General features: G+C 41.3%; 9 protein-coding genes and 1 pseudogene. 4 read left to right on the forward strand and 6 right to left on the reverse strand.

What is annotated here, in order from left to right:
• Positions 1-377 precede the first annotated feature (377 nt).
• A complete protein-coding gene (locus LC574_RS09225) occupies positions 378-893 on the forward strand; it encodes a GNAT family N-acetyltransferase (RefSeq protein WP_229453117.1) in 516 nt (171 codons plus the stop codon).
• A gap of 63 nt (positions 894-956) precedes the next feature.
• On the opposite strand, the gene LC574_RS09230 is transcribed toward LC574_RS09225, so the two are convergent.
• The gene (locus LC574_RS09230) at positions 957-2,264 is read right to left on the reverse strand and encodes a glutamate-5-semialdehyde dehydrogenase (RefSeq protein ID WP_229453119.1); all 1,308 of its coding nucleotides are present in this window, start codon (positions 2,262-2,264) and stop codon (positions 957-959) included.
• Positions 2,265-2,793: 529 nt separating this feature from the next.
• On the opposite strand from LC574_RS09230, the gene LC574_RS09235 reads away from it, so the two are divergent.
• On the forward strand, positions 2,794-4,800 hold the full coding sequence (locus tag LC574_RS09235; protein ID WP_229453121.1) for a zinc metalloprotease HtpX: 2,007 nt from the start codon (positions 2,794-2,796) through the stop codon (positions 4,798-4,800).
• Between the two features lie 654 nt (positions 4,801-5,454).
• On the opposite strand, the gene LC574_RS37895 is transcribed toward LC574_RS09235, so the two are convergent.
• The 3 genes and pseudogenes from LC574_RS37895 to LC574_RS09245 all read right to left on the reverse strand — a co-directional run bounded on the left by LC574_RS37895 (position 5,455) and on the right by LC574_RS09245 (position 7,074).
• Positions 5,455-5,577, reverse strand: a complete 123-nt coding sequence (locus LC574_RS37895) for a hypothetical protein (protein WP_267871468.1) — start codon at positions 5,575-5,577, stop codon at positions 5,455-5,457.
• A 166-nt stretch (positions 5,578-5,743) separates the two neighbouring features.
• Positions 5,744-6,337 (reverse strand): annotated as a pseudogene (locus tag LC574_RS09240) (ArnT family glycosyltransferase); the annotation flags it as partial.
• A 101-nt stretch (positions 6,338-6,438) separates the two neighbouring features.
• Positions 6,439-7,074: a hypothetical protein gene (locus LC574_RS09245; protein WP_229453123.1), complete on the reverse strand. Its 636-nt coding sequence runs from the start codon at positions 7,072-7,074 to the stop codon at positions 6,439-6,441.
• Positions 7,075-7,734: 660 nt separating this feature from the next.
• Between LC574_RS09245 and LC574_RS09250 the strand changes: the two genes are divergently transcribed.
• A complete protein-coding gene (locus LC574_RS09250; RefSeq protein ID WP_229453129.1) occupies positions 7,735-8,067 on the forward strand; it encodes a DUF565 domain-containing protein in 333 nt (110 codons plus the stop codon).
• 31 nt (positions 8,068-8,098) lie between these two features.
• The gene (locus LC574_RS09255) at positions 8,099-9,142 is read left to right on the forward strand and encodes a glycerate kinase (RefSeq protein WP_229453131.1); all 1,044 of its coding nucleotides are present in this window, start codon (positions 8,099-8,101) and stop codon (positions 9,140-9,142) included.
• On the opposite strand, the gene LC574_RS09260 is transcribed toward LC574_RS09255, so the two are convergent.
• Together LC574_RS09260 and LC574_RS09265 are read right to left on the reverse strand one after the other, a co-directional pair.
• Positions 9,139-10,392 carry a hypothetical protein gene (locus tag LC574_RS09260; RefSeq protein ID WP_229453125.1) on the reverse strand — a complete coding sequence of 418 codons (1,254 nt, stop codon included), beginning with the start codon at positions 10,390-10,392 and terminating at the stop codon, positions 9,139-9,141. The two genes, LC574_RS09255 and LC574_RS09260, sit on opposite strands and share 4 nt — an antisense overlap.
• Positions 10,393-10,400: 8 nt before the next feature.
• Positions 10,401-10,731 (reverse strand): helix-turn-helix domain-containing protein (locus tag LC574_RS09265; RefSeq protein WP_229453127.1); only part of this gene is annotated, 331 nt, incomplete at its 5' end.

The raw sequence follows: 10,731 nt of genomic DNA on the forward strand, positions 1-10,731 counted from the left end.
TGCGACTTCAAAACCAGCTTTTGCGACTTCAAAACCAGCTTTTGCGAATTGCGAATTGGTTTCATCGGGCGGCTAGGGGAGATTTAGGTTTCAGGCTTGAGTGCGTAAGTCACGGGAGCATCCCAATGCAAGCAAATTTATTTAAGATAATGAGTCGTCATTGCGAATGAAGCGAAGCGGAATGAAGCAATCAATCGCCAAAGTACAGATGTTGCGATTGCTTTGCTTCACTACGTTACGCTCGCAATGACAAATCATGTTTTTACACATTTGGGATGCTCCCAATTTGATGTTTACGAATGTTTTCGAGATTCTTCGCGTCATCCCATTCAAACTGCATGAAAGTTAAAATAAAACTAATTTGGCTGATATCTATTATGGCGTATCTAATCGAAGTGGTAAAAGCTACTCAACAACAGAAGTCAGTGCTGTGTAATTTAATGGAACTATACCAGTATGACCTGAGTGACATAGAAGCTAAAGATGTAGATACCTGCGGCTTGTATGGCTATCGATATCTTGATTACTATTGGACAGAACCTGAGCGACACGCATTTCTGGTTAAAGTTGATGAGAAGCTGGCAGGGTTTGTACTTGTTAATCAGCACATCTACCTTCATCAAGATAACCATGCTATGTCTATTGCCGAGTTCTTTATCCTCAGAAGGTATCGAAGCCAGGGCATTGGAAAACAGGTAGCTACTCACATTTTCGAGCAGTTTCCTGGCAGTTGGGAGGTACGGCAGACTGCTTTGAACTTAGGCGCACAAGCCTTTTGGAGCAAGGTAATTAGTCAATACACTAATGGAGCCTTTGACGAAGTTTTCTTAAATGATAACCGATGGCATGGCCCAATTAAAACTTTTGACAACTCAGATAAACTATTAACATAAAAAATAAACCGGATTAATCGATGTATTTCTAACGCTACTAAAGCTTACAATTTCGAGGAAATTTTACACTAAATCCTGATGAGTAAAAGCTTTAGCATTCGCCTCAGTGTAAGTAGCTACAATATGTCCATCGCCAGTCATTTGATATTTATATGTAACTAATCCTTCTAAACCAACGGGGCCGCGGGGAGGCATTTGTTGCGTACTAATTCCTACTTCTGCACCGAAACCATAGCGGAAACCATCAGCAAATCTGGTAGAACAATTGTGGAATATATTAGCTGAATTTACCAATCCAAAGAAAGTTTCCACAGATGCTGAATCTTCAGTAATAATAGCGTCAGTATGACGAGAACCATATTCGTTAATATGTGCGATCGCATCTTCTATAGAATCTACAATCTTTATCGACAAAATAAAATCACTGTATTCTGTTTCCCAATCTATTTCTGTTGCAGTTGCAATGTTAGGCAAAATTTCCAAGGTGCGTTTATCACCTCTTAATTCCACATGGCGTCCTTGCAAAGCTTCGGCAACTTTTGGTAAAAATTCTTTAGCAATTGATTGGTGAACTAGCAAAGTTTCAATCGCATTACAAACAGCAGGATATTGTGCTTTGGCATCTACTGTAATCGGAACTGCTTTAGAAATATCTGCCGCTTTATCTATATAAAGATGACAAATTCCATCAGCGTGACCTAATACCGGAATCCGTGTATTTTCTTGCACAAAGCGCACAAAGGAATTAGAACCTCTGGGAATAATTAAATCTACATATTTATCTAACTTCAAAAGTTCTAAAGTTTCTTCTCTAGTTGTCAGCAACTGTACCGCATCAGGGTTAACAGCAGTTTGAGATAATCCTTGTTTAATTGCCTTAACTATTGCTTCACAAGAACGCACCGCTTCCTTTCCACATTTGAGAATCACACCATTACCCGATTTGATTGCTAAGGAAACAATTTGAATCGCCGCTTCTGGACGTGCTTCAAAAATAATTCCCAAAACACCTAAAGGACAAGTAATTCGCTTGAGAATTAAATCAGTGTCAAGTTCGCGGTGAATCTGTACTTTACCAATAAGATCAGCTAGCTTACCAACATCTCGTACCCCTGCGATCGCATCTCTTAATTTATGTTCATCCAACTGCAAGCGTTTATAAAGTGGTTTGGGAATTCCTTCAGCATCAGCAGCTTTACAATCAGCAACATTTGCTTGTAAAATTTCATCTCTAGCTGATTCTAAAGCTTGAGCGATCGCTTCAATCGCCTGATTTTTTGCTTCAGTGGAGAGAATCGCTAGCTTACTTGCAGCTTGGCGGGTTTGCCCTGCGATCGCAATTAGGGGAGAAGCAATGTTAAAAATAGTCATAGTACAAATCTTTACCTTTTCCTCATTTTATCATGTGAGTTCATCATTGTTAGGACTTACGCACGCTCTACGAATTCTTGGCGTTCTTGGCGTCTTGGCGGTTCGATAAATTAAGCGAAGTTAGCAATTTTTGCGTAAGTCCTAATTGTTTATTTTGAATTTTGAATTGTTAATGTCTTCCCCCAATCGGGTGAACCATCAGGGTAATCAATGATTACCCCGATCGGGTGAAGCAAAACTTGGTTAAAAACATTTATTCTATGATTATCGAACACAGGCAAATTAAAGGTACTAAACTTACAGCACGAAAAATATTATAAGTATTGTTACAGAGCTTATTTGAAAGTCTTAAAAATGATTTATGCGTACCGGAGGCTAGAGAGACATCGTAATGTATGTTTCTCTAGTCTTTTCCTTAAGCCAATAATTTATACTGCCAATATTTGAATTTTTACGAAATTGTGATGACGATCGCTGGATCTATTGAGTATTGATGGATCAAATATCACTCCTTTGCTAGGGAGATCCTATGTCATTGCAATCTGGATTAGATGCCTTAAAACAAAAACGTTATCAAGAAGCGGTTGAATTACTCGAACAATTCTGCCGCGATTGCGTTGATGGCCGCGCCAACGCCTCCGGCGAAAGTGATTCCTCAGATTATCTTTCAGCACAGATGTGGCTGATGAAAGCCTATCAAGCTACAGGCGAAATCGAAAAAGCCAAAATCCTGTGTCAAAAGTTAATGATGAGTGAAGACCCACAGACTCGTAGTTGGGCAGAACAAGCTAGTCAATCCTTTTGCCAAACGCCATCTAACGCCAGTCAAAAAGCTGGTCGCGCCGCCACTACTGGGATGAAATTAGCGATGGGAGGTGTGGGTGGTAGTTTAGCGTTAGCTTCTGGTGTCACCATGACCTTGCTATTTGGCATGGTCTTCGCTTTAGGTTTGAGCTTAGTATTTATTTTGGGTAGCGACGATCCCCTCCAAGGGCTAGCGATCGCTATTGGTATTACCCTAGTTTTTAATATCGCCGCGTTTTTCCTATCTCCATTTCTCATGGACTTAACCCAGAGATGGCTTTACCAAACTCGCTGGGTAGAGTTAGCAGAAGTTGAAGCCCTCAGTCCAGAGACGGCTAAAGTTATTCGCCAAATCTGTGAACAGAAAAAGCTGAAAGCGCCCCGTTTGGGAATCATTAACGACCAAAACCCCACGGCTTTTACTTATGGCTCATTGCCGAACAGCGCCCGTTTAGTAGTCAGTCAGGGACTTTTCACATACCTAGATGATGATGAAATTGCTACCGTCTACGCCCATGAATTGGGGCACATCGTCCACTGGGACTTCGCAGTGATGACAGTAGCTTCTACCTTAGTGCAAATTTGCTACCTGATTTACAGCACAGCTAGAAGATTTGGGCGTGGTGGCGATAGCAAAATTAAAGATGCTATGCAAACTGCTGCCTTAGTCGCCTACGTGTTTTATGTCATTGGTACTTATTTACTGCTGTACCTCTCTCGGACACGAGAATACTTTGCTGACCACTTTGCAGCCGAAAGTACAGGTAATCCCAATGGATTATCCCGCGCTTTGGTGAAGATTGCCTACGGGATATTAGAAGAAGGTTCACGGACACAAGAACCCAGCCGTTTAATTGAAGGGACTCGCGCCTTGGGTATCTATGACCATAAAGCCGCCGCTTCCACAGGAACTGCTTACCGCATTGCATCCGATACTCAAAAAGTTGGACGCGTCTTTTTGTGGGATATGTTTAACCCTTGGGGCTGGTGGATGGAGTTAAATTCCACTCACCCATTGACAGGTAAACGAGTTCGTGCATTAAGTACCTATGCCGAACAGTTGGGTTTAGCGACTGAGTTCGATATGGGGCGAGTTATTGGAGAAGGCAAAACTCTGAATAAGAGTAGGCTTTACGGTAACTTCTTTTTAGATGTTGTGCTGTATGGTGCTGAAACTATATGTTTCTTCGTTGGCTTGGTAATAGGTGTGATTCTGTGGTCAAGTTCCCCAAACACAGGTTTAGCATTTGGTGCGCCATTTATTGGTTTAGGGATGGGGATTATTGTTAAAGCCTTGGTGATGTTCCCCGACTACAAACAATCAGCAGAAACCGATATTCTCACCTTGATGTCAGACCCCTATGCCAGTCCGTTACGTGGACAACCTGCAAAACTTAAAGGTCAACTAATTGGTCGTGGCGACGCTGGTTATAAATTTGGTTCCGATTTAAAAATTCAGGATCGTAGCGGAATGCTTTATCTGCATTATGCCTCACGTTTTGGCCCTATCGGCAATTTCCTGTTTGGGATGAAGCGAGTGAAAAGCTTGATTGGTGAACAAGTTGGGGCGGTGGGTTGGTTCCGTCGGGGTGTTGCACCTTGGATGGATTTGATTCAACTCCAAAGTGAAAATGGCACCATTGTTAACAGTTACCATCGCTTCTGGTCATTCATCCTTGGCGGTGGATCGATTATCCTGGGAGTGGTCTTGATTATGTTCTTGAGCAGCTAGCTGAGTTTCTAGCCTGCTGTTAAAACATTTCTCAGTCCATCCAAGCTTTAATTTGTCGGGAGGTAGTTAGTAACTGCCTCCTTTTTTTATGTAACTTATAAATTAAACCAATTCACGAAAACCCTGATACATATAGATTTCTCGTAGGGGCTTGTCTTTGCCCATTGGTGTCAATTTAACGTAAGAACCATGTCCCGCAAGGAACTGAAGTTCCTTGCTAATAGCGAAAGTCATCTGAAGATGACTAAATATAGCTAAAAATCTTTAGTCTACTTCAGTAGACTTTAGCTATTAGCCTTGAACTTTAGTTCGAGGCGGGCGAGTCAGCCCACAGTTAAGCTACTTTTAGCTTTTGTGGACACGTATGGGCAATGCCATGCCCCTACTGGAGTTAGGTCTTTGCTTAATCAGCGATCGCATTTGTTATTTCGGAGTACGCATTTGTTATTTCGGAGTACGCATTTGTTATTTCGGAGTACGCATTTGTTATTTCGGAGTACGCATTTGTTATTTCGGAGTACGCATTTGTTATTTCGGAGTACGCATTTGTTATTTCGGCGTTCGCATTTGTTATTTCGGAGTACGCATTTGTTATTTCGGCGTTCGCATTTGTTATTTCGGAGTACGCATTTGTTATTTCGGCGTTCGCATTTGCTATATCGGCGACAACATTTGCTTAATCAGCGATCGCATTTGCTTAATCAGCGATCGCATTTGCTTAATCAGCGATCGCATTTGCTTAATCAGCGATCGCATTTGCTTAATCAGCGATCGCAAATTTTACTTGTACGTTAAAATTGTTTGCTGCCTTTAAGAGACATCCAAAAATTAAATTACTCAATTCCTGCATCCAATACGACTATCAGATTTCTTCTTCCCCTGCTCCCCTTGCTCCCCCTGCTGCCTCATCTCCCTTCACTCCCTGCTCCCTACTCCCCACTCCCCGCTCCCTACTCCCTTCCTTACCTGCGTAACCTAGAAAAAAACATAACAAAGCTGATGCCATACATCCGGTGAGCAGCATATCAGAGACACCAGTTCTCGCCCAAATAATAGTTTCGGGATTGAGTGCCATGAGTGCTGCTGCTATAAAAGATGTGAAGTAGCGGCGAGTAGGACGTGAAACTTGCTCTAATTCGTCTTGTTTAGCGAAATACCACTGTATGGTGTAAAAAGCTAAACAAACTAAGGCGAAGGCTGCGATCGCTGAAGGAAGGCGTACTGCCCACTCATTCACCCCTATAATTGCATAAGCGATCGCCTGACACCAGTAAATTAAAGCAGGTTTATCGAAACGAGTGTCACCATTGAAGAATGGGGTAATCCAATCACCTGTGACAAACATCTGGCGGGAAGCTTCGGCAAAAAGCGGCTCTGTCTCATCAATCAAACCAATATTGCCCAAATTCCACCCAAAAGCTATCCAGCCAATCACTATCAACCACAAAATCGACACAGTTCTACCAAGGGCTGGATTCTTTGCTATTTTGTTGAACCACTGATCAACAGTGTGCTTAACACTCAATTTCATGCTCATTAGTCAATAGTCAACAATCACTACTCAAATAGTCGTTGGTTATCTATCTTTTGTTCTTCGGAGTTTTAAATTCAACAATATTACACTTTTTCTTGTATAGACTATGGACTCAGCACTAGTTGCCATTCTCTGTTTTGGGAATTCCATTTAGGTAATTGAGTTTCGCCGACAACATAAGGGCCCCAGTAACGACGGGAACCATCTTGTGCGAAAGCAACTAAAATATCTCCCTTCTCCAGCTTTAAATTATTCTGAGGTAGGGATAAAATCAGTCCCTTCTCACTACCTTCTTGAGGAGCAAAATCCCAATGTGCTGGTACATCATAGTTAGTCTGTTTAGTACTAGAGCCTTTTGCGAGCGACTGTCGCGCCAGTAGAGCCAACCGTACAGGCTGATTTGTTTGATTGCTCATTCGCAAAGTTCCTTGATCCTTGCCAATGCTTGCTGATTTATCACGCTCTGCCAACACAGGATAAGTATTCTCTTTAATATTAGGTTCTACTTGATTGGTTGAGGTAGTTGCTGGAGTAGATAGACTAGCGGAAATACCCTTTTCAGGTGAAATGGGTGTAGAGGAAGCCGTCTCCCACTGAGTAGTTTCAGTCGGCGGTTGTGAAGATGTATCTGGGTTTGTGGACTCAAAGGATACGCTCACTCCAAAGCATCCCACCAGAGCAACAAGCAGTCCCAAGCAAAAAACTGTAACACCGACGTTACGATATACTGAGGATTTCATATTGAGAGTTATTAGAAATAAATATTTTGCTTAAGCTTGACCAAATAGTAGCCTATTATCCCAAAAGGGAATCATAGAAAGTAGTCTAATATAGACTTTCCTCAAATTAGCGATACTGATGTATTATAAGTATCCTTTTGATTAGAAAATATTCGGAGAAAATAATTTCCTTGATGTCTGATAAACTTGGGAAATACTCATTGCTTTGTGTCTTGACCGTAAGCTTGGATAAAAACAAGAAAATTAGATACCGAGCCAGCCAATTCATTTGTATAAAGAAAAATAAAAATTTCGTGAAACCACTAGCACAGGTCGGCGGAAATAAACCTACCATTTAAAACAGCGAGAAAGCCCAAAATTAAAGCAAGCGTGAATGCGTGAATGCATGACTTTCGCCTTGCGGTACTAGCGGCCCCAACAAGGCGTTTTTTGCCAAACCCTCAGATAAATCTAAGATGCATATTTCATCTTGCGTTAGAATAAGCAGCCTTTTAAGGGGCTATACTTCCGTAAAGATGATAGGATGTGCAAATTCAAATCAACGCTGTAAGCCCAGCAGATATCTATAATATTAACAAACAAGCTGAGGCTAAAACCAATATCCTCTTTGAGTATAGATATATTTCAAGATATCTTGACTTTTTCCCAGAAGTCTATCTGATGCAAAACACTCGTCTCAATAACTTATTCGATGCCATTGCTACACGCTTGGGGCAATGGTTTTTAAATCCTTGGCGGCGGCTGTCGTTGCTGATAATTAGTTTTTTGTTTGGTTTTTTTCTGGGAAACGCAGTTTCCACTACAGCCGGTCAAGAGGGTGTGTTGGATATTGTGGTAGCTGCTTTTTTAGTACTGTTGACGGAAATTACCAGCAGGATATTTTATAGTCCCAGGTTTTTGTCAAGGCGATCGCTCTTGATAGACTCACTAAATCTCCTCAAAGTTGGTTTGACCTACAGCCTGTTTCTTGAAGCTTTTAAGCTGGGATCGTAGGGGGATGAGGGGGATGAGGGGGATGAGGGAGATGAGGGAGATGAGGAAGCAGGAAGCAAGAGAAGCGGCGTTAGCAGATGGGTTGAGGGCAAAAGCTTTTGGGATCACGCCGGAAAATGTGGATGAAGTGATAGAAAAGCGATCGCATTTACTAAAATCGGTCTTCCCAGCTTTTAGCCAATTCTGCCAAAGTACTTTTCAAATCGAACCCAAGGAAATGTTACAAGTATTGTGGGACTTGTGGCTGCCTTTGGGAATCAAGCTAGCATCGCAGCGCCAACAGTTAGAACGCCCCCTAATTCAAGGAATATTGGGAGGACAAGGCACTGGTAAAACCACAATGTCCAAGGTTCTCAGCTTGATTCTCGATCAGTTGGGATACCGGACTGTGAGTTTATCTTTGGATGACTTATATAAAACTTACAGCGATCGCTTGGTTTTAACACAGCAAGATCCCCGCTTGATTTGGCGCGGCCCACCAGGAACCCACGATGTAGATTTAGGTTTAAATGTACTAGATCAAATCCGCCAGTCGCAAAATCCTGTGATGGTTCCCCGCTTTGATAAATCTGCTTTTGGAGGTGCTGGCGATCGCACCACTTCCGAAATGGTTACAGGTGTAGATATTGTACTATTTGAAGGCTGGTTTGTGGGTGTGCGACCAATCGACCCAGATGTATTTGAGACTGCACCGCCGCCAATTCTTACAGATGAAGATAGAGCATTTGCCCGTGATATGAATCTTCGCCTCCACGATTATTTACCACTGTGGGAGCGATTAGACAGCTTAATTGTGCTATATCCAACTGATTATCGCTGTTCTTTGGAGTGGCGCAAACAAGCGGAACAGCAGATGATTGCTGCGGGTAAATCGGGGATGAGCAATGCAGAGATAGAGCAATTTGTCAATTATTTTTGGCGATCGCTTCACCCGGAATTATTCATCAAGCCGTTAGTAAAAGATGCAACATTGGTTGATATGGTGATTGAGATTCATGCCGATCATAGCTTTGGTGAAGTGTATTGCGGATTAATTCGTAATTCTTGTACAGACGCGATTAATCGCGTTTCCTAAGGTTTTGACGCAGATTTAGAAGCGTTACTAAAGAACCAAGACAAAAGATTTGCAACCGTAGCAGCCCCAAAAGAGAACAGCGCAATAATTGCATCACGAGGTAAAACGCCATCTAACCAGCTACCCCGTATTTGAGAAACTGGAAAATCCTGATCTAGACCAATTTGAATCTCTTTAGTTTTCCCAGAAAAGCGGGCTTCTATCCCTTTTTTAGGGACAATTTGTAGATGGCGTATTAATTCAATATTGAGAGGAGTATCAGGATTTTCCCCCATGAGAAACTGATTTGGTTTAATGTCCTGTTCCTGACCTACCATGCGGATTTTACCTTCCACAATAGTAGAAATTTTTAAATCGTCTCTGGCATCTTTACCATTTCTGTCTAAATCTAGAAATTTAACATCTTTGGTTTCTATTTTTTCTCTAAACCATTGTTCTGATTCATATTTGGGAGGTTTGGCTAGGGTAATATAAATATTGGTATTTGGTGCTATTTCTAAATTAAATTTTTTATTATTTGGATTTACAATAAATTCTAGCGGTGTTTGCTTATCGGGTTGATTTGGTAATTTTAAATCTAGTAATTCATAACCTTCTACTATAACTTTTATTGGTTGTTCGCCTAAATATAAGTCTAATGTTGTATTTTGGTTATTTTTTAAGTTTAATTCAGAGTTAGATTGCAGAGAAAAAGCAAGCTGATTGCGATAAAAGTCATAACTTAATCCAGCTACTTTTGTATTTGGTTGTAGCCGGAGTTCATCTAGGTTTATGTCACTTGTTGTTTGGAGATTAGCTGGGGCAATAATCCATCTACTCTCACTGCCTTTAAGCTGGATTTTTAAGGAGTCTAACTGATTAAGTTCTGGCCAAGTTTCACTTTGAAAATTGCCTGTTAAAGTTAGGGTTTGTCTGCCTTCATTTTCTAATTCTTTAATACCGCGAATATCTTGAAGAAAGAGTTTAGATACTTCTCCGTTATAGATAAAAGTCATTTCCTTAGAAATGATATTACCTTCAAATGTATGTGTACCCGGTACAATAGCGGCAAAGGTGACGATAGCCAAAACTAAAAGTAGCAGCAACACCAACAATGAATTTCGATGATTTGAAATAGTTCGTAGTAAGCGCTTTAGCGCTGAAGCACTGACTACAAAGAAAGCAACTAGATATGTTTTCAGAAAATTCAACCATTGGCGAATATTGATGAAGTTGGGAAACTTTTGTTTGGCTTTTTGCCGAGATGCCATGATTTATTTCAACCAATTTGGGTTATGTTCAAATACAATTCGTCTTTCGATGCGATCGCTAGGTCCACCTCTTCGTTCAATATTAGCAACATAGTGCAGTTCATAGCGCCCAGCCGGTGCATTGCGTCCATCCCAGGTAAAAATAGTTTCACCGCTTCTGGGGTTAGGGCGGGAAGAACTGTAGATGGGTTCTTTACCTTGGGGAAGGATTTTAAAGTTGTTGCTATTAAATATGCTTCGGCAAAATTAGTTAACTTCCGTGGCTTTCCTGGTCGCTTTTTCTCTTTTAATGTCGCTTCTAAATTTTCACAACAGAACTGTTTACGAGTTCGCTCAACT

The sequence above is a fragment of the Nostoc sp. CHAB 5715 genome (genome assembly GCF_020829685.1).
Classification (GTDB): domain Bacteria; phylum Cyanobacteriota; class Cyanobacteriia; order Cyanobacteriales; family Nostocaceae; genus Nostoc.

Excerpts from the sequence above, each read along its gene's own strand:
- LC574_RS09245 (WP_229453123.1), bottom strand. The coding sequence starts at position 7,074 with ATGAAATCCTCAGTATATCGTAACGTCGGTGTTACAGTTTTTTGCTTG.
- LC574_RS09255 (WP_229453131.1), top strand. The coding sequence starts at position 8,099 with ATGAGGGAGATGAGGAAGCAGGAAGCAAGAGAAGCGGCGTTAGCAGAT.
- LC574_RS09225 (WP_229453117.1), top strand. The coding sequence starts at position 378 with ATGGCGTATCTAATCGAAGTGGTAAAAGCTACTCAACAACAGAAGTCA.
- LC574_RS09230 (WP_229453119.1), bottom strand. The coding sequence starts at position 2,264 with ATGACTATTTTTAACATTGCTTCTCCCCTAATTGCGATCGCAGGGCAA.
- LC574_RS09250 (WP_229453129.1), top strand. The coding sequence starts at position 7,735 with ATGCAAAACACTCGTCTCAATAACTTATTCGATGCCATTGCTACACGC.
- LC574_RS09235 (WP_229453121.1), top strand. The coding sequence starts at position 2,794 with ATGTCATTGCAATCTGGATTAGATGCCTTAAAACAAAAACGTTATCAA.
- LC574_RS09260 (WP_229453125.1), bottom strand. The coding sequence starts at position 10,392 with ATGGCATCTCGGCAAAAAGCCAAACAAAAGTTTCCCAACTTCATCAAT.